Genomic DNA, 17,999 nt, shown 5'->3' with positions numbered 1-17,999 from the left:
GTGCGCAGTTCCTGCGCTGTCACCTGCCGATGGTGGTCGTCGGGCTGGTCGTGCTGGTGGCGATCGTCTTCGTCGCCTCCGATCGCTGGCGCCGCGGCGCCTTCATCTTCGGCAGCGCGGCGCTGCTCGCCGCCGTTTTCCGGCTGTGCCTGCCGACGGTGCGGGTGGGGCTGCTCGCGGTGCGCGGCAAGCCGTTCGACGTGGCGGCGCTGAGCCTGCTCGGCAGCACCATCGTCTTCCTCGCCGCGACCATCAACACGCTCGGCGTCGGTTAGCGGTTCGCCCTCGCCAGCTCGGCGGTGCGGGCCAGCAGAACCGAGATCTGCTCGGCCTCGGTGAGGAAACCGTCGTGGCCGTCCCTGGAGTGGATGACGTCCAGCCCGGTGCAGCCGGGCAGCAGCTCGGCCAGTTCGCGCTGGGTGCGCAGCGGGTAGAGCCGGTCCGAGTCGACCCCGGCGACCACGCACGGCACCGGGGTCGAGCCGAGCGCCGCCGCGACCCCGCCGCGGCCACGGCCGACGTCGTGCCGGTTCATGGCCTCGGAGAGCAGCACGTAGGTGGCGGCGTCGAACCGCGCGACCAGCTTCTCCGCCTGGTGCTCCAGGTAGCTCTGCACCGCGTACCTGCCGCCGTCCCACGGGTCCTCGCCGTCCTGCGGCAGGTTCTCGAAGCGGTGGTCGAGCTCGGCCTCGGTGCGGTAGCTGAGGTGCGCGATCCGGCGGGCGACGGCGAGCCCGGTCACCGGAGCGCTGCCGGTGCCGTGGTAATCGCCGCCCTGCCAGGCCGGGTCGCCGACGATGGCGGCGATCTGGGTGGTCTGGGTGCCGATCTGGTCGGCGGTGGCGCGCGCGCCGACGGCGAGGACCAGCGCCGCGCTCACCCGCTCCGGGTGACCGACCATCCACTCCAGCACCCGCATGCCGCCCATGGAGCCGCCGATCGCGGCGGCCAGCCGCTCGATGCCGAGCAGGTCGGCGAGCGCGATCTCGGCGGTCACCTGGTCGCGGATGGAGATGTCCGGGAACCGGCTGCCCCACGGCTTGCCGTCGGGGGCGGGGGCGGCGGGGCCGGTGCTTCCCTTGCAGCCGCCGAGCACATTGGTGGCGATCACGCACCACTCGCCGGTGTCCAGCGGGGCGCCGGGGCCGACCATGCCCTCCCACCAGCCGGGTGCCGGATTGTCCGGGGCGCCGGCGACGTGCGCGTCGCCGGTCAGCGCGTGCTCGACCAGGATCACGTTGTCCAGCGCGGGGGAGAGCTCGCCCCAGCGCTGCACGGCCAGCCGCACATCGGGGACGACCGTGCCGTTCTCCAGCTTGATGTCGCCCACCGCGAGCACGCCGGACGTGCCGTCCGGCGGCGGTAGCAGGGCGGTGCCCGGTTCGGTACTCACGGTCACGACGCCGCGTCGAAGCCCGCGCGCAGGTCGGCCAGGATGTCCTGCAGCCCCTCGATGCCGACGGCCAGCCGGACCAGCCCCGGCGTGACGCCGGAGCTCGCCTGCTCGTCCGGGGTGAGCTGGGAGTGCGTGGTGGAGGCCGGGTGGATCACCAGCGAGCGCACGTCGCCGATATTGGCGACGTGGCTGTGCAGCGTCAGCGCGTCGACGAACTTCTTGCCCGCCTCGACGCCGCCCTTCAGCTCGAAGGCGATCACCGCGCCCGCGCCCTTCGGCGTCAGCTGCCTGCCGCGCTCGTACCAGGGCGAGGTGGGCAGCCCGGCGTAGGCGACCGAGGTGACCGCCGGGTGCGTCGCGAGGAACTCGGCGACCGCCTGCGCGTTCTGTACGTGCCGCTCCATGCGCAGGCTCAGCGTCTCGATGCCCTGGCTGATCAGGAAGGCGTTGAACGGTGAGACCGCGGAGCCGAGGTCGCGCAGCAGCTGCACCCGCGCCTTGAGCGCGAAGGCGGGCGCGCCGAGCTCGGCGAAGACTGCTCCGTGGTAGCTGGGGTCCGGGGTGGTGAAGCCGGGGAAGCGGTCCTCGCCGGAATCGGTCGTGCCGGTCCAGTCGAAGGTGCCGCCGTCGACGATCGCCCCGGCGATGGCGGCGCCGTGGCCGCCCAGGTACTTGGTGGCCGAGTGCACCACGATGTCGGCGCCGTGCTCCAGCGGCCGCAGCAGGTACGGGGTGGCCACCGTGTTGTCCACGATCAGCGGGACGCCCGCGTCGTGCGCGACGGCGGAGATGCCGGGCAGGTCGAGGATGGCGCTGCTCGGGTTGGCGATGGTCTCGCCGTAGAACGCCTTGGTGTTCGGCCGGACGGCGCCGCGCCACTGCTCCAGGTCGTCCGGGTCGTCCACGAAGGAGACGGTGATGCCGAGCTTGGGCAGGGTGTAGTGGAAGAGGTTGTAGGTGCCGCCGTAGAGGTGCGGGCTGGAGACGATGTGGTCGCCCGCGTTGGCCACGTTCAGGATGGCGAAGGTCTCGGCCGCCTGGCCGGAGGCGACGACCAGCGCCGCGACGCCGCCCTCGAGGGCCGCGATCCGCTGCTCGACCACGTCCTGGGTGGGGTTCATGATCCGGGTGTAGATATTGCCCGGCTCGGCGAGGCCGAAGAGCGCAGCGGCGTGCGCGGTGTCCCGGAAGGTGTACGACGTGGTCTGGTAGATCGGCAGGGCGCGGGCGCTGGTGCTGCCGTCGGGAGCCTGACCCGCGTGCACCTGCTTGGTCTCGAAGGACCAGTTCGCGGTCGGGTCGGTCGTCTCGGTCACGTGTTACCTCCAGAAGAGCGCGCTTGCTCCCGGCCGTCGGGAGCCGGGTCATCACCCGGAGCACCCCGCCGCTGCTGGAGGGTTGCCGGCCAGCGAGCCGGGGCTTCGCGCTGGCACTCATGACCTGTTCGACATCGTAACCGGACCGAGGTCTGCCGATCGAACCCCGGCGTGGGGTTATCCACAGGTGACCGTTGTGAATGCGGTCACAGGGGTTCGCGGGCCTTTCCGAGTGGGTGGGTGCTGCGCCACGCGCGCCCCTCGTCGTACGCTCGAACGGTGCGCAAGGGGCGTGTCCTCGGTCACGCCGGAGCTACTCGCGGGTAACGAGCCGGGGTGCCCGAAGGGGCGACCCTCGCCGTGCAATACGAGGTCGGGCAGCAGTACGCTTGTCTTGTTTGCACCACAGGGTCTCGCCGACCAAGCGGGACATAGACGTTGTCTGTTGGACAGCTGGGGTCCGCTCACAAGCGTGTTCGCCTGGCCGTGCAATGAGGGCACACACCCTAGGAGGACACGAAGATCCATGTCCAAGATCAAGGTTGAAGGCACCGTCGTAGAGCTCGACGGCGACGAGATGACACGGATCATCTGGCAGTTCATCAAGGACAAGCTGGTCCACCCGTACCTCGACGTGAACCTCGAGTACTACGACCTCGGCATCGAGTACCGCGACAAGACCGATGACCAGGTCACCGTGGACGCCGCCGAGGCGATCAAGCGGCACGGCGTCGGTGTCAAGTGCGCCACGATCACCCCGGACGAGGCGCGGGTCGAGGAATTCGGGCTGAAGAAGATGTGGCGGTCGCCGAACGGCACCATCCGCAACATTCTCGGCGGCACGATCTTCCGCGCGCCGATCATCATCTCCAACGTCCCGCGGCTGGTGCCGGGCTGGACCAAGCCGATCATCATCGGCCGCCACGCCTTCGGTGACCAGTACCGCGCCACCGACTTCAAGGTGTTCGAGGCGGGCACCGTCACGCTCACCTTCACCCCGGAGGACGGCAGCGAGCCGATCGTGCACGAGGTCGTGAAGATGCCGGAGGCAGGCGGCGTCGTCATGGGCATGTACAACTTCAAGAAGTCCATCGAGGACTTCGCGCGGGCCTCGTTCAACTACGGCCTGCAGCAGAACTACCCGGTCTACATGTCGACCAAGAACACCATCCTCAAGGCGTACGACGGCATGTTCAAGGACACCTTCCAGGAGGTGTTCGACGCCGAGTTCAAGAGCCAGTTCGACGCCGCCGGGCTCACCTACGAGCACCGGCTGATCGACGACATGGTCGCCTCCTCCATGAAGTGGGAGGGCGGCTACGTCTGGGCCTGCAAGAACTACGACGGCGACGTGCAGTCCGACACCGTCGCGCAGGGCTTCGGCTCGCTCGGGCTGATGACCTCGGTGCTGCTCACCCCGGACGGCCAGACCTGCGAGGCCGAGGCCGCACACGGCACCGTCACCAGGCACTTCCGCCAGCACCAGCAGGGCAAGCCGACGTCGACCAACCCGATCGCGTCGATCTTCGCCTGGACCCGCGGGCTCGAGCACCGCGGCAAGCTGGACAACACCCCCGAGGTGATCGGCTTCGCGCAGACGCTCGAGGACGTCGTCATCAAGACGGTCGAGGGTGGTCAGATGACCAAGGACCTGGCCGCGCTGGTCGGCGGGGACCAGGGGTACCTGAGCACCGAGGAGTTCCTCGGCGCGCTCGACGTCAACCTGGCGCGCGCGCTGCGCTGATCTCGTCGCCGAAGCCCCCGTTCCGCCGACCGCGGAGCGGGGGTTTTGCGATTGACAAGTGCCCGCCGCGGCACGAGAGTTGCTGACGAGCAGAGCGATGGGGGGCTATCGATGGGGGGAGGCTTCTACAACCATGTGGACGACCCTGACGAATTCTGGGACGACGAGCCGATCGTGCGAGGGGCTGCGCCGCCCGTCGTCGAGGTGGTGGCCGAGCCGCCGCCGCTGACCGACCCTGCGCCGAGTACGCCGGTTCTCGGCGCGCCGCTCGTCTCCGTTGCGATCGATGGGGGGTGTCTCCCGATCGGCATCTCGACGAGCCCCGGGTGGGATCCCGCACCGCACACGGTGGCCGGTGAGTTCATGGCGGCCTATCGGGCAGCCGTATCCGACCGGATCGAGCAGCTGTGTGGCAGCGGCAGGTGGCCCACCGAGCGGCAGATCTCGGACGCGGCGGTTCCCGACCTCCGAACCATGTGGACCCTGCTGCTGGAGACCGGCACCTGGGCCGAATTCAGCAGACTGTCCAGCGAGCTGATCAGCAACGGTAGATTCCACGGCTCCGGCCGGGCCGTCGTGCACGGGGAACGTGCCGTCACGGTGATCGCCGACCGGACCTACATCCGCTCCATCGCGGTGCGCGGCGACTGGGCCGCGACCGCCGACCCCGATGAGATCTGCGACGAGATCCTCCACTGCGCGGACCAGATCCGGGCCATGCGCCCGAGACTCGTTGCCCGCGGTGACTACGCACGCTGGACGGACGCCGAGCTCGAGCACGAACTCGATATCCACCGGCTCCGACTACTCGATTCCGAGGTGCACCGTGACCGATGAAGTGGGCCTGAGCATCGCCGCGATGCGGCTGGCCGTGCAGAGCTGGCAGGAAGCCGCGGCGAGCGTGGGCGAGGGCGCCGCCGCGACATCGAAACTCGAGATCACGGCGACGCAAGCCGGAACGTTCGCCGAAGCCCTCGGCAAGTATCAACCGGCGCCCGGGTACTTCGGTGACCGGCTGCGTGAGGGCGTGACCGTGCTCGGGGACATCGCGGAGGTCCTGAACGCGGCATGCAACGCCTACGAGGCCGAAGAACGGGCGAGCGCCGCGCGGTTGACGAAGCTGGAGAACGAGATATGAGCGATGACCGGGCGAGCCTGATCGACAAGATCTCGTACATCAGGGAGAAGAAGGATCGGATCGGCGATCTTCCGGCGAAGGTCGATGACTATGCCGGGGCGCTGGTGGCGCACATCCGGACCGCCGGCTACGGAAACGCTGTGGTCAACCCGTTCGGCGCGCTGACCGTCGAGGACACGGTCGACGAGGTCTGGCGCGAACGTGACAAGACGAACAGCGCCATCCGGGAGACGTGGGCGAAGCTGAGCCGTCTGGATCCCGATCTCGAGGTGCCGGTGCGGTTCATCGATGTCGCGAACGAGTGGCGCGGGCTCAGGAACAATCTCGTCGAAGCCGGGAACAACTTCAACGACACCATTCTCGCCAGCGAGTGGCAGGGTGCCGCGGCGACCAATTACGCGGAACTGCGGGTGCGGCAGAAGGACGCCTTCGATTTCCTGCCGCTGGAGTTCGACAAGATCGCGCTGAGCTTGGAAGGAATCGCGTCATCGGAGCTGGCGCTGTACGGCGAGCTCGCGGTCAAGGCGCAGGAGCTCATCACCAAGGTCGAGGAGACCACCGTCGACTACCTCGGTGCGCTGCTCGACGTTTTCTCGCTCAGTGGCGCGGTTGCGCAGATCAAGGCGCTCACCTCGGCGGTCGAGGCCGCGAATTCCTTCATCCTAGCCGTCGTCCGCGGCATGGCGGAGGCCGCCAAGAACAACATGATCGAGGGGAACAGGATCTCCGAGTCCCTGCATGTTCAGAAGGGGCTGCCCGACAACCGGTGGCCCAGCGGGGTGAAGTCCTCGTACGGAGCCGGTATCGAAGGAATCCGGACAGCGATCGGCGACGGCTCCACGCGCGACGGGGATAAATCCGACTGGAGCGTGGCGAAATGAAGCGTGGCTCGTCAGCCGCCATCGGCCTGGCTCTGCTGGTGGCGGCAACCGCGTGCGCCGACCCGACACCGGCACCGGTACCGACGCCGGTCCCGGCGCAGCAGCGGACCACGCACGGGGAATTGTGTGAAGCGGTCGCTCGCTTCTTCGTGAACGAGCTGGGGGCTGTCGACGTGCGGGCCGAACCGACCATCGCCGCGGAGATGGTGATCGGCGGCGGCACGATCTGTGAGATCGATCAAGGGACGAATCGTATCGGTTACTACTCGGCGCGCAGCGCGCCCGACGAGCCGGACCCGACCAACCGGGTCGAGGGGTTTGTGCGGGAGCCCGCCCTTGGGGACGCGGTGTGGGTCTACGACCTGCGAGCGGACGCGGCGAACCCGTCGACGAAGGTCCGGTTCGCCACCCGGCTCGAGGAGTGGAACGCCACCCTCGAGGTCGTGGACACCGAGACGCGGACGGCTACAGGTGCGCTGCGGCTCAGCGACGAGGACAAGATCGCGGCGGTCCGCGTAGTGCGGGAGTTGACCGCCGGGCTCACCGGCTGACCCCGGTCCCGCCCCTGCGGGCGGGACCGGGAGCGGTCAGTGCACCGGCTCCGGGCGCAGCGCCGCGACGGCGCGGCTGAAGCTGTCCGAGCCGTGCCCGGCCGCCTCCTGCTCCTCGAAGACCCGCAGCAGCGGATCGAGGAGGTCGGTGCGGACACCCGCGCCCGCGGCGGTGGCCTGGATGTCGGCGAGCCCGCTGCGGTTGACCGCCAGGTCGGAGAAGCTGACCGGGTACTCACCGGAGTCGATCTCGTCGGCCAGCATCGGGAGCAGGTCGAGCACCGAGCGCAGCCAGGGCAGCAGCAGGTCGTCGGTGAAGCCGCGGGCCGAGCCGCCGACCATGGCCGTGGCCTGGAAGAACCCGGCGAACAGGCCGTACATGCCGCCGAGCACCGCCATGTCGTGCAGCGCGGCGGCGCCGGGGTCGGCGCCGAGGTAGCGGGCGGTGCCCCAGGCGGCGAGGACGTCGGCGTACTCGGCGCGGGCGGATTCGGAGCCGCTGTGCAGCAGCACGCTCTCCGGGGTGCCGAGCGTCTGCGGCACCGCGAGCATGGCGCCGTCCAGGAAGCGGGCGCCGTGCCGCTCCAGGGCGGCGGCGAGGTCGCGGGCCTGGTCCGGGCGGCCGGTAGCGACGTTCAGGACGGTGCGGCCGCGCAGTGCGGAGCCGAGCGGGAGCAATGTCTCGGCCGCCGCGGTGGTGCTCGCCGAGACGGAGACGATCAGCGGGCTCGCCGCGACCGCGGCCGCGAGCTCGGTGGCGACGGTGGCGCCGGTCAGGCCGTCGCCGCGGCCGGGCGTGCGGTTCCAGACCGTGACGGGGTGGCCGGTGCGCAGCAGCAGGGCGGCGATGGCGGCGCCCATCCGGCCGAGGCCGAGCACGGTGACGGGGGTGGAGGTCATCGGAGTTCCCTTCGGAGGTAGACGGGGTGGGCGCCCGGCATCCAGTCTCCGTACGGCGAGGCGGCAACGACAGTGGCAGGACCGACCACTTGCGAACGATTACTGCCATACCCTGAACGGCATGCGGAACCGCACCGTCGCCCTCGCGCTCGCCCCCGGCGCGCTGCACCCCTGGGATCTCTACGAACTCGGCGTGGTCGCGGCCGTCTTCGGCACCCCGCAGCCCGATCTCGCCGATCCCTGGTACGAGCTGCGGGTCTGCGCGGTCGGCGGGGCCGGGGTGGAGCAACCCATCGGCTTCGGCGCGGTGCTCAGGCCGGAGTACGGCCCGGAGGGGCTGGTCGGCGCGGACACGGTGATCGTGCCCTCGGTCTCGCACGAGTGCGTCGGCGCCGAGCGCCCGGTCCCCGCCGAGCTGGTGCGCGCGCTGGCCGCCGCGCACCACCGCGGCGCCAGGATGGTCGCGCTCTGCGACGGCGTCTTCGCGCTCGCGGCGGCCGGGGTGCTGGACGACCGTCGGGTCACGGTGCACTGGGAGCACGCGCAGCTGCTCGCGCGCAGGCACCCCCGGGTCCAGGTGGACGACTCGGTGCTCTACGTGGACGACGGCGACGTGCTCACCAGCGCCGGGATGACCGCGGCGGTGGACGTCTGCCTGCACCTCGTGCGCCGCGACCTCGGCGCCGCCGTGGCGAACAAGCTGGCCAGGCGGATGGTGGTGCCGCCGCACCGGTCCGGCGGACAGGCCCAGTTCGTCCAGCTCGCGGTTCCTGCCCGGCCCGCCGACGACCTGGGGCCGGTGCTGCAGTGGGCGCTGACCCACCTGGACGAGCCGCTCACGGTGGAGACGCTCGCCACCCGTGCCGCCATGAGCCCGCGCACCTTCCACCGGCGGCTGCTGAAATCGACCGGCTCGACACCCATGCAGTGGCTGCTGAGCCAGCGCCTGGCGCACGCCGGGACACTGCTGGAGACCACGGCGCTGCCGGTGGAGCGGATCGCCGTGCTCTGCGGGCTCGGCACGGCGACCAATCTGCGCAGGCACTTCGCCGCCGCGCTCGGCGTCTCCCCGGCCCAGTACCGACGCACCTTCGAGCAGCGCACCGCGGGCTGATCCCCCGGCGGGTGGCCGATCTCACCCCTGGATCGGGAACCCCGCGCCGGTGCGGCGAGGTTGCACCGAAGCGTGACTTCCACCGCTACCGCCGTCGAGATCCCGCGCACCAGCTGGCACCTGCCCGCCGTGCTCGCCATGGCGCTCGGCGGGTTCGGGATCGGGACCACCGAGTTCGTCACCATGGGGTTGCTGCCCGATATCGCGGGCGCCATGCATGTCTCCGAGCCGACGGCCGGGCACGCGGTCTCCGCCTACGCGCTCGGCGTGGTGATCGGCGCGCCGGTGATCGCGGCCGCCTTCGCGCGGATGCCGCGGAAGAAGCTGCTGGTCGGGTTGATGGTGGCGTTCACCGTCGGCAATCTGGCGACGGTGCTCGCGCCGAGCTACGGCACCCTCGTTGCCGCGCGCTTCGTGGCGGGGCTGCCGCACGGCGCCTACTTCGGCGTGGCCTCGCTGGCCGCCGCGACGCTGGCGCCCGCCGGGCAGCGGGCCAAGGCGGTGGCGGCGGTGATGCTCGGGCTCAGCGTGGCCAATGTGGTCGGGGTGCCCGCGGCCACCTGGCTCGGGCAGGCCTTCGGCTGGCGTTCGGCGTTCGTCGTGGTCGCGGCGATCGGGCTGCTCACCGTCGCGGCGCTGCTCCGCTTCGTGCCGCCGCTGACCGGGATCGTCACCACCAACCCGCTCACCGAGCTGAGCGCGCTGCGCAGGCCGCAGGTGCTGCTCACGCTCGCGGTCGGCGCCATCGGCTTCGGTGGCATGTTCGCGGTCTACACCTACATCGCGACCACGCTCACCGATGTGGCCGGGCTCGGCGCCGGGCTGGTGCCGCTGGTGCTCGCGCTCTTCGGGGTGGGCATGGTGATCGGCAATATCGCAGGCGGTTTCCTTGCCGACCGCGGGGTGAATCGCTCGATCTTCATCGGCATGATTTTCATGGTGGTGATCCTGGCCGGTTTCGTCGCCGCCGCGCACAACCCGGTGACCGCCGCGATCGGCGCGCTGCTGGTCGGGGCGTCGGGTGCCGCGCTCGCGCCCGGGTTGCAGACCCGGCTGATGGATGTCGCCGCCGACGCCCAGACACTCGCCGCCGCGCTCAACCACGCCGCGCTGAACATCGCCAATGCCGCGGGCGCCTGGCTCGGCGGGCTGGTGATCGTCGCGGGCTACGGCTACACCGCGCCCGCCGCCGTCGGCGCCGCCCTCGCCGTCAGCGGTGTCGTACTCTTCGCCATCACCGTCGCCTTCGGTCGCCGCACTGCGCCCAGCGCGTCCGCACACCCCCGCCCCCCTGCGCCTCGCGCGTAGAATCCGCTGATGGCCAGCAGCGTGGCGGGCGGCCGCCGCACCCAGCACGAGCGCAGCAGCGCCATGCGTGAGCGGCTGCTCGACGCCACCGTCGACTGCCTGGTCGAGTACGGCTACGCGGGCACGACGACGCCGCGCATCGCGGCACGGGCCGGGGTGACCCGCGGCGCCCAGGTGCACCACTTCGGCGCCAAGGCCGATCTGGTGGTCGCCGCGGTCCGGCACCTGGCGCAGCGCCGCTCGGAGATCGCGGTCCGCGAGCTGGACCGCGCCACCACCAGCGCCGACCCGCTCGGCGTCGCCTTGGAGCTGCTCTGGGAGACCCACCAGGGCCCGCTCTTCGCCGCCTCCGCCGAACTCTGGATCGCCGGCCGCACCGACCCGGTCCTCGCCGCCGCCCTGCGCGAGGCCGAACCGGTCATCGACGAGATGGTGCTGACCACCATCGCCCACCTGCTCCCCGCCGGCCGCGATTCCCGCCCGCTGCGCGACCTCCTCTACACCGCCATGGACGTGCTGCGCGGCATCCTGGTCGCCGACTTCGTCGGCACCGACCCATCTCGCGCCCGCCGCCGCTGGCTCCGCGCCAGCACCGAATTGCGCCGCACGCTGCCGGAACAGCCCCCCGGCGTGCCACGCTGACACCGGTTGCAGCGAACCGGCCCGCCCCCGCGAGCCCGCCGGTATGGTCACTTCCATACAAGCGTGCACGCATGTGTGCCGGGAGGAACAACGATGTTCGAGTGGTCCGAGACCGACCTGATGATCCGCGACGCGGTGCGCGGTTTCGTGGACAAGGAGCTCCGGCCCCGGCTGGACGAGCTGGAGAGCGGTGAGCTGCCGCCGTACCCGGTGATCCGGAAGCTTTTCGCGCAGTTCGGGATCGACGCCATGTCGGACGACGCCGTCCAGAAAGCGCTGGCCCGCGAGCGGGCGGGCGAGAGCGGCGGCGCCGCGAGCGAGGAGAACTCGCAGGACTCCATGATGGCGGTGCTCATCTCCGAGCTCTCCGGCGTGAGCCTGGGCCTGGTCAGCGCGCTCGGCGTGAGCCTCGGGCTGGGCGCGGCCACCATCAGGGCGCGCGGCACGCTGGCGCAGAAGGAGCGCTGGCTCGCCGATCTCATGACCATGCGCAAGGTCGCCTCCTGGGCGATCACCGAACCGGACTCCGGCTCGGACGCCTTCGGCGGCATGCAGACCACGGTCCGCCGGGACGGCGACGACTACATCCTGAACGGCCAGAAGACCTTCATCACCAACGGCCCCTACGCCGACGTGGTCATTGTCTACGCCAAACTCGACGACGGCACCACCGCCAAGCGCGACCGCAAGGTCCTCACCTTCGTGCTCGACTCCGGCATGCCCGGCTTCACCCAGGGCAAGCCGTTCAAGAAGATGGGGCTGCACGCCTCGCCCACCGGCCAGCTCTTCTTCGACGATGTCCGGCTCGGCCGCGACCGGCTGCTCGGCGAGACCGAGGAGCACAGCAGCGGCGACGGCAGGGAGAGCGCGCGCTCCAGCTTCACCGCCGAGCGGGTCGGGGTGGCGTTCCAGGCGCTCGGCATCATCGAGGAGTGCCTGCGGCTCTCGGTCGACTACGCCCGCGCCCGCACGCTGTGGGGTCAGGAGATCGGCCGCTTCCAGCTCATCCAGCTCAAGCTGGCGAAGATGGAGGTGGCCAGGATCAATGTGCGCAACATGGTCTTCAGCACCCTGGAGCGCGGCCGGGCCGGAAAGCCGCCGAGCCTGGCCGAGGCGTCGGCGATGAAGTTGTACGCCTCGGAGGCGGCGACAGACGTGGCCATGGACGCGATTCAGCTGTTCGGCGGCAACGGGTACATGCAGGAGTACCGGGTGGAGCAGCTGGCGCGGGACGCGAAGTCGCTGATGATCTACGCGGGCAGCAATGAAATCCAGGTCACCCACATCGCCAAGGGGTTGCTCGCCGACTCCGCCACCAAGCGCTGAGAGGAACTCGCATGGCAACGGCAACCACCATCGCGGGCAAGGTCGTCGTCATCACCGGCGGCGCGCGCGGCATCGGCTTCGCCACCGCGAAGCACCTGCGTGACCAGGGCGCACAGGTGGCGATCGGCGATATCGACGAGGCGAAGGTCAAGGAGGCGGGCGCCGACCTCGGCCTGGAGGTCTACGGCAGGCTCGACGTCACCGACCCGGACTCCTTCGCCGCCTTCCTCGACCAGGTGGAGCGGCAACTCGGCCCGGTGGACGTGCTGGTCAACAATGCCGGGATCATGCCTGCGGGCCGTTTCGACGAGGAACCGGACCGGGTGAGCCGCCGGATCATGGACATCAACGTGCACGGCGTGATCGTCGGCAGCAAGCTCGCCACCCAGCGGATGGCGCCGCGGCACAGCGGCCACGTCATCAATATCGCCTCGCTGGCAGGCGAGGCGCCGACGCCGGGCCTCGCCACCTACTGCGCCAGCAAGGCGGCGGTGCTCGCGCTCACCGACACGCTGCGGGCGGAGTACCGGGAGCAGGGCGTCGAGTTCTCCGCGGTGCTCCCGACCTTCACCAATACCGAGCTGGTCTCCGGCACCGCGGGCGCGAAGGGCATGAAGAACGCCGAGCCCGAGGACATCGCGGCGGCGGTCGCCGGGCTGATCGCCAAGCCGAAGCGCCGGGTCGCGGTCACCAAGCTGGCCGGGGCGCTGGTTGCCTCGCAGTACTTCCTGCCGACCAAGGTGAGCGAGTACCTCGCGCACGCCTTCGGGCTGGAGAAGGTCTTCCTGGACGATGTCGACACCGCCGCGCGCAGTGCCTACGAGCGCCGCGCGCGGGGCGAGGACGAGTAGCTACAGGGCTTTGAGGCGGCTCCGGCTGGCGTAGACGTGCTCGGCGATGAGCGTGGCGATCCGGTCCGGCGCCTCCAGCATGGGGACGTGGCCGACGCCGTTGACCAGGATGAGGTCGGCGGAGTCGGGGAGTTCGGCGAGGTAGCGGCGGGCGTAGACCCGGTTCGGGATCACCCGGTCGTACTCGGCCAGCAGCAGCCGCACCGGGGTGCCGAGCGTGGCGAGGTCGGGGAGCGCGGGGTGGCGCACGCCGCCGAGCAGCAGGGGAACCATGGCCGCGCACTGCAGGACGGCCTGCACGGCGGCGCTCGAATCCCGGCTCGCGATCCGGCCGGGGTGCTTGGCCAGCGCGTACCCGGCCAGCCTTCGCACGACCGGGTTGTCCATCGGCCGCACCCCGATCCGCTTTCCCGCCTCGGCGAGCGGGACCAGCGCGAGGAACTTCAGCCCCACCCGGAACTGGGTCAGGCTCGGCGAGCCCCAGCCGCCCGCGGGGGCGATCAGCGTCAGCGTGCGGGCCCGGCCGCGCCGCGCCAGCTCGGCGCCGATCCAGCCGCCGAGTGAATTGCCCGCGATATGGCAGGTGCGCCAGCCCTTCTCGTCCAGCATCCGCTCGATCTCGTCGGCCAGTTTTCCCACGTCGAGGGGGCCGTCGACCGGCGGGCCGCCCCAGTGGCCCGGCAGTGCGGGCGCGAAGACCTCGCAGCGCGCCGCCATCCGTGCCGCCACCTGCTCCCAGCAGTGCGGGGAGAGCAGGAAGCCGTGCAGGAGCAGCAGCGGGTCGCCGGAGCCGAGGTTGATCGCCGCGATGGGTTGCGGGCGAGCGGGGATGGGGCGCTTCGGTTTCGGTGCGGGTTCCGGGGCAGGGCGCACGGGCAGCGTCGTCACCCGGCGGGTGCCGGAGGGGCGGGTCAGGGGTTCCTCGTCGGGCATCACCGTCGGCAGACTCGGCGCCGGAGCCGTGGTGCGCAGTGCGACCTGCCGCACGTCGGCGTGGACGGTGCTCGCGCCGGGTGGGGTAGTCCCAGCGGGAGCCGGGAGCGGATCGCCGGCGGCGGGGGCAAGCACCGCGGTGTCCGGAACGACCGCGTCGAGCGGGACCCTGCGGCGGCGGACGAAGGTGGCGCGCGGAAAAGTGCGGCGGAAAGATCCGGTGTCGGACGACATCGTCGGCACCCCTTCCTGGGCGGTGACGGCGGTGTCGCGACGCCCGGGGGTCGTTCGCCGGGGCCGGTCGGCTCCGGGGTTGCGGAGCCCGCCGGTGCGGCAGGCTCCCGCGGACGCCCGGTGCCGGGTGTGGCGCCGGGAACGTACGTGTGACCAGCATTGTACGGTTTTCGGGTGCCAGGAATCATCACAACGGTGAACGTCAACGGCGTCCGCGCGGCCACCGGCAAGGGGCTGCTGGAGTGGTTGGCCGCGACCGAGGCCGACGTCGTCTGCCTGCAGGAGACCAGAGCCACCGACGCCCAGACCCGCGCCGCGCTCGCCCCCGCGCTCGGGATGTGGCACCTGGCGAACGCCGAGCCCGGTGCGAAGGGCCGCGCCGGCGTCGCGATCCTCTCCCGGCGCGCGCCGGACGCGGTTCGGATCGGCTTCGGCAGTGCGGAATTCGACGGCTCCGGCCGGTATGTCGAGGCGGACTTCGACGGGCTCACCGTCGCCAGCGTCTACGTCCCGTCCGGCGACGTCGGCACCCCGCGCCAGGACGAGAAGTTCCGCTTCCTCGCCGAGTTCGGCGCACACCTGGCGGCTCGCGGCGGTGCCGCTGTCGTGGCGGGCGACTGGAATATCGCGCACACCGAGCAGGATTTGAAGGCTTGGAAAGCCAATCGCAAGTCGTCCGGGTTCCTCCCCGAGGAGCGGGCCTGGATCGACGGACTCCTCGCCGACGGGTGGGTGGACGTCGTCCGCGCCCTGCACCCCGAGGGTGACGGCCCGTACTCCTGGTGGTCCTACCGCGGCCGCGCCTACGACAACGACACCGGCTGGCGCATCGACGCGGTCTTCGCGACCCCTGATGTCGCGCACTTCGCGGAGTCCGCGCGCGTGGAGCGGGCGGCGACCTACGCCGAGCGGTGGTCCGATCATGCCCCGGTCACGGTCGGATTCAGCGAGCTTCCGGGGATCCCCGGCACCCGGACCGGCACGGCCCTGGCGGGAAGCCGCACCTCCTAGGTGATCAGGTACAGCCGTTCGTTCGGCAGACGGCGAAACTGCGGAGCGCAGTCGCTGTCCACCCGCACCGCATCCACATACCGGCGTTCCGCGTGCTCCTGCACGAAGATCAGCGCCGCCGTCAGGCAGGCGATGTAGTCCAGCGGTATTCCGCCGAGCCGGATGCTCAGGTGCACATCCGGCTCGTCGGGCGCCGGAGAGGCGGGCATCGGCAGCATGGGACGTTCTCGCCCGCCGGGAGTCGGCCCCTCCCAGTTGCGGAGCGCGACTGCGACGGCTTCCAACGTCTCCGCTGAGACAGCGCGGTGTTGCCCCCGTATCCGAGGAAACGGAACACGTTGCGGCAATGACCTTCTCATCAGCTCCCCCTTCGCTGCCTGGTTCGCGCTCGACACCAGGAACGGACACCGGTGCCGAGCGCTGGGGAAAGACGGTAGGAAGTCCGGGCACCTGCGCGGGGTACATTTCCTACCCCCCACGGAGCCGATACCCTTGATGCGAGGTGACGCCAGGCGGGAAGGTGGTCCCACAATGACAATCGACGAACTCCCGATCGGGATGCGAATCAAACGGCTCCGGACACGGAGGGGCATGTCGAGGCCGGTGCTGGCCGGACTTCTCGGCCGGTCCGCCGAGTGGGTCAAGGCCGTGGAGAACGGCCGTATCAAGACCCCGGCGCTACCGATGCTGCTCCGCATTGCCCGGGCGCTCGAAATCAAAGACCTGGCTGAGCTGACCGGAGACGGTTACGCGGTCCCCGTCGGCGTATTCGCCGGCGAACGACATGCGGCACTGACCGACGTGCAACAGGCGCTCACCGATTACCGAATGCACAATGCGTCACGACCGGAATCGGTGGGGCACCTGGCGGTGCGCCTGAATCAGGCTTGGACGATTCGCCATTCCAGCCCGGATCACAGAACACAACTGGGTGCCCTGTTACCCGGTCTTATCCGGGACGCGCAGGGCGCGGTACGAGCCGGCGGACCGAACCGCCGATCCGCACGCCGGGTACTTGCGGGCGTCTATCAACTGGCGGATTTCTACGTCGCCTATCAACCCGCCCCTGAGCTGGTCTGGCTCGTCGCCGACCGGGCATTGAACGAGGGGTACGAATCCGACGACCCCTACGTCATCGCCTGTGGCGCCTGGGCGATGGTCCAGGCGCTGCGGGATTCGGGGCGTTGGGAGGAAGCGATCGGCCTCGCCCGGACAGCGGGTGAACGAATCGCTCCCTATCTCGATCGCGACAACACGCTGAACGATTGGCGCGGCATCGCCGGGGCGCTGGACGCCGAACTCGCCTACGTTCACGCTCGCCGCGGTCGGCATGGTGAAGCATGGGCGTACTGGGAGAGGGCCGATCGGGTGGCCAGTGCGCTCGGCGCTGACTATCGGCACGTCCAGACCTCGTTCTCGATGCCGGTCATGGCAGCACACGCCACGACCCTCGGCGTGGAATTGCGACGATCCGGAGAAGCGGTGCGGGCAGCGAACAGCTTCGACGCCGGCGGCATCGCGTCGGTGCCGCGACGATCCCGCCACTTCATCGAGGTGGCGCGAGCACACACGCAGCGTGCTGAACACGTGGTCGCATTCGCGCTGCTGGACAAGGCGGCACAAACCGCGCCCGAGACGATTCGGTACAACGGTTTCGCGCGGGAGATGTTGCACGGGTTGCGGAAGAATCCGCCATCGGGGTTGCGCACCGATATTCGGCGACTGTGCGATGAAGTCGGTATCGCGGCGTAGTCGGGCAGTGCGCGGCAGTGTCACATCGACGAAGGATTCGCGAGTGGGCGCACGGCGTGATCACTACCGAGACCCGGACGCGCCACTTCCGAATTCGCTGAAGCCGGGGGCTGCGGCACTGGTCACCGATGAGTGCGGACGCGTGCTGATGCAGCGCCGCGGTGACTCGGGCAACTGGTCGCTTCCCGGCGGGATCATGGAAGTGGGCGAGACACTCGGAGAGTGCGCGGTCCGGGAGACCCGCGAAGAAACCGGGCTCGAAATAACGATCACCGGGCTGCTCGGCATCTATACCGACCCCGCGCACGTGATCGCACACGCGGATGGCGAGGTCAGGCAAGAGTTCGCGGTGGTGTACTACGGCCAGGTGATCGGCGGGGAGATCTCGGTATCCGACGAGTCGACGGAAGTGAAGTTCCTCGGTCTCGAAGAGCTGGAAGCGCTGCCTGTGCACGATACTGTCCGGATTCGACTGCGGCATCACGCCGAGCAGCGACCGAGCCCTTATCTGGGGTGAGGTTCGGTGCGTGATCTACAGCCTGAGCCGCCGGATTGGACCGCCCTTTTGGGCGAATGCCGGGCGGAGGCGTTCCACCTCGAGGTCCGGAACGCCTATGCCGTGCCCACCGAACGGGTTGTCACCGTCCCGCACACCGACTATCACCGCTGGCTGCTGTCGGTTACCGATTCGAACACTGCGGCGGGTGAGGTCATTCGATATCTGCCGCGGCATCTGGCCGGAGAGGTGCCACCCGATGATTGGTGGCTCATCGACAATGAACGGGTCGTCTACAACCTGGTCGGTGCAGACGGGAAACCGGCGGGGCTGGCCATCCCCTATCGCGAGTACATCAGCCGGTGACCGGGTGACGTAGATTCCTGTGTCATGACGAAAAGCCGCA

20 protein-coding genes and 1 riboswitch are annotated in these 17,999 nt (G+C 70.1%); of the genes, 15 read left to right on the top strand and 5 right to left on the bottom strand.

Translation table 11 applies throughout. The features are described 5' to 3' along the window. Positions 1 to 29: 29 nt before the first annotated feature. On the top strand, positions 30 to 275 hold the full coding sequence (locus tag ACFUJ1_RS26655) for a DUF3017 domain-containing protein (protein ID WP_233021153.1): 246 nt from the start codon (positions 30 to 32) through the stop codon (positions 273 to 275). Here ACFUJ1_RS26655 and ACFUJ1_RS26650 read toward each other — a convergent pair. Then, on the bottom strand, positions 272 to 1,399 hold the full coding sequence (locus ACFUJ1_RS26650; RefSeq protein WP_378649815.1) for a homoserine O-acetyltransferase: 1,128 nt from the start codon (positions 1,397 to 1,399) through the stop codon (positions 272 to 274). The genes ACFUJ1_RS26655 and ACFUJ1_RS26650 overlap by 4 nt on opposite strands. Next, on the bottom strand, positions 1,396 to 2,712 hold the full coding sequence (locus ACFUJ1_RS26645; RefSeq protein ID WP_378649813.1) for a bifunctional o-acetylhomoserine/o-acetylserine sulfhydrylase: 1,317 nt from the start codon (positions 2,710 to 2,712) through the stop codon (positions 1,396 to 1,398). The genes ACFUJ1_RS26650 and ACFUJ1_RS26645 overlap by 4 nt, the downstream gene beginning before the upstream one ends. Positions 2,713 to 2,726: 14 nt before the next feature. Continuing rightward, a riboswitch (SAM riboswitch) is annotated at positions 2,727 to 2,837 on the bottom strand. A 401-nt stretch (positions 2,838 to 3,238) separates the two neighbouring features. On the opposite strand from ACFUJ1_RS26645, the gene ACFUJ1_RS26640 reads away from it, so the two are divergent. The 5 genes from ACFUJ1_RS26640 (at position 3,239) to ACFUJ1_RS26620 (ending at position 7,026) form a co-directional block, all read left to right on the top strand. Continuing rightward, positions 3,239 to 4,456, top strand: coding sequence for an NADP-dependent isocitrate dehydrogenase (locus ACFUJ1_RS26640; RefSeq protein ID WP_378614410.1), 1,218 nt, complete (start codon positions 3,239 to 3,241; stop codon positions 4,454 to 4,456). Positions 4,457 to 4,567: 111 nt separating this feature from the next. Next, entirely contained in the window at positions 4,568 to 5,293 is a 726-nt protein-coding gene (locus tag ACFUJ1_RS26635) for a hypothetical protein (RefSeq protein WP_378649812.1), read from the top strand. Next, positions 5,283 to 5,594, top strand: a complete 312-nt coding sequence (locus ACFUJ1_RS26630; RefSeq protein WP_378649811.1) for a hypothetical protein — start codon at positions 5,283 to 5,285, stop codon at positions 5,592 to 5,594. Before ACFUJ1_RS26635 ends, ACFUJ1_RS26630 begins: the two co-directional genes overlap by 11 nt. Further along, entirely contained in the window at positions 5,591 to 6,475 is an 885-nt protein-coding gene (locus tag ACFUJ1_RS26625) for a hypothetical protein (protein WP_378649810.1), read from the top strand. The genes ACFUJ1_RS26630 and ACFUJ1_RS26625 overlap by 4 nt, the downstream gene beginning before the upstream one ends. Beyond that, positions 6,472 to 7,026: a hypothetical protein gene (locus tag ACFUJ1_RS26620; protein ID WP_378649809.1), complete on the top strand. Its 555-nt coding sequence runs from the start codon at positions 6,472 to 6,474 to the stop codon at positions 7,024 to 7,026. The genes ACFUJ1_RS26625 and ACFUJ1_RS26620 overlap by 4 nt, the downstream gene beginning before the upstream one ends. Before the next feature lie 36 nt (positions 7,027 to 7,062). Here the strand turns inward: ACFUJ1_RS26620 and ACFUJ1_RS26615 are convergent, their stop codons facing one another. After that, positions 7,063 to 7,926 carry an NAD(P)-dependent oxidoreductase gene (locus tag ACFUJ1_RS26615; protein WP_378649808.1) on the bottom strand — a complete coding sequence of 288 codons (864 nt, stop codon included), beginning with the start codon at positions 7,924 to 7,926 and terminating at the stop codon, positions 7,063 to 7,065. 121 nt (positions 7,927 to 8,047) lie between these two features. On the opposite strand from ACFUJ1_RS26615, the gene ACFUJ1_RS26610 reads away from it, so the two are divergent. The 5 genes from ACFUJ1_RS26610 (at position 8,048) to ACFUJ1_RS26590 (ending at position 13,167) form a co-directional block, all read left to right on the top strand. Further along, a complete protein-coding gene (locus ACFUJ1_RS26610) occupies positions 8,048 to 9,040 on the top strand; it encodes a helix-turn-helix domain-containing protein (RefSeq protein WP_378649807.1) in 993 nt (330 codons plus the stop codon). Between the two features lie 72 nt (positions 9,041 to 9,112). Then, complete coding sequence (locus ACFUJ1_RS26605; RefSeq protein WP_378649806.1) at positions 9,113 to 10,348, top strand: MFS transporter; 1,236 nt, start codon at positions 9,113 to 9,115, stop codon at positions 10,346 to 10,348. Positions 10,349 to 10,357: 9 nt separating this feature from the next. Then, the gene (locus ACFUJ1_RS26600; RefSeq protein WP_378649805.1) at positions 10,358 to 10,990 is read left to right on the top strand and encodes a TetR/AcrR family transcriptional regulator; all 633 of its coding nucleotides are present in this window, start codon (positions 10,358 to 10,360) and stop codon (positions 10,988 to 10,990) included. 93 nt (positions 10,991 to 11,083) lie between these two features. Further along, complete coding sequence (locus ACFUJ1_RS26595) at positions 11,084 to 12,316, top strand: acyl-CoA dehydrogenase family protein (RefSeq protein ID WP_378649804.1); 1,233 nt, start codon at positions 11,084 to 11,086, stop codon at positions 12,314 to 12,316. Between the two features lie 11 nt (positions 12,317 to 12,327). Further along, entirely contained in the window at positions 12,328 to 13,167 is an 840-nt protein-coding gene (locus tag ACFUJ1_RS26590; protein WP_378649803.1) for an SDR family oxidoreductase, read from the top strand. Here the strand turns inward: ACFUJ1_RS26590 and ACFUJ1_RS26585 are convergent, their stop codons facing one another. Further along, entirely contained in the window at positions 13,168 to 14,334 is a 1,167-nt protein-coding gene (locus tag ACFUJ1_RS26585; RefSeq protein ID WP_378649802.1) for an alpha/beta fold hydrolase, read from the bottom strand. Positions 14,335 to 14,508: 174 nt separating this feature from the next. Here ACFUJ1_RS26585 and ACFUJ1_RS26580 point away from each other — a divergent pair, with 174 nt between their 5' ends. Further along, positions 14,509 to 15,345: an exodeoxyribonuclease III gene (locus ACFUJ1_RS26580; protein WP_378649801.1), complete on the top strand. Its 837-nt coding sequence runs from the start codon at positions 14,509 to 14,511 to the stop codon at positions 15,343 to 15,345. On the opposite strand, the gene ACFUJ1_RS26575 is transcribed toward ACFUJ1_RS26580, so the two are convergent. Further along, a complete protein-coding gene (locus tag ACFUJ1_RS26575) occupies positions 15,342 to 15,563 on the bottom strand; it encodes a hypothetical protein (protein ID WP_233016165.1) in 222 nt (73 codons plus the stop codon). The two genes, ACFUJ1_RS26580 and ACFUJ1_RS26575, sit on opposite strands and share 4 nt — an antisense overlap. Positions 15,564 to 15,876: 313 nt before the next feature. Between ACFUJ1_RS26575 and ACFUJ1_RS26570 the strand changes: the two genes are divergently transcribed. From ACFUJ1_RS26570 to ACFUJ1_RS26560, 3 genes are read left to right on the top strand one after another with little or no spacing between them, the layout of a single operon-like run. Then, positions 15,877 to 17,097, top strand: a complete 1,221-nt coding sequence (locus tag ACFUJ1_RS26570; protein ID WP_378649800.1) for a helix-turn-helix domain-containing protein — start codon at positions 15,877 to 15,879, stop codon at positions 17,095 to 17,097. Positions 17,098 to 17,140: 43 nt separating this feature from the next. Beyond that, positions 17,141 to 17,614, top strand: coding sequence for an NUDIX hydrolase (locus tag ACFUJ1_RS26565; RefSeq protein ID WP_378649799.1), 474 nt, complete (start codon positions 17,141 to 17,143; stop codon positions 17,612 to 17,614). Between the two features lie 6 nt (positions 17,615 to 17,620). After that, positions 17,621 to 17,959 carry a DUF6879 family protein gene (locus ACFUJ1_RS26560; protein WP_378649798.1) on the top strand — a complete coding sequence of 113 codons (339 nt, stop codon included), beginning with the start codon at positions 17,621 to 17,623 and terminating at the stop codon, positions 17,957 to 17,959. Positions 17,960 to 17,999: the final 40 nt, after the last annotated feature.

Origin of the sequence: Nocardia sp. NPDC057227 (assembly GCF_042669725.1) — a bacterium.
In the GTDB taxonomy this organism is placed as follows: domain Bacteria; phylum Actinomycetota; class Actinomycetes; order Mycobacteriales; family Mycobacteriaceae; genus Nocardia; species Nocardia asteroides_A.
Note: the sequence above shows the minus strand (reverse complement) of the source record. Positions and strands in the feature narration are given on the sequence as shown.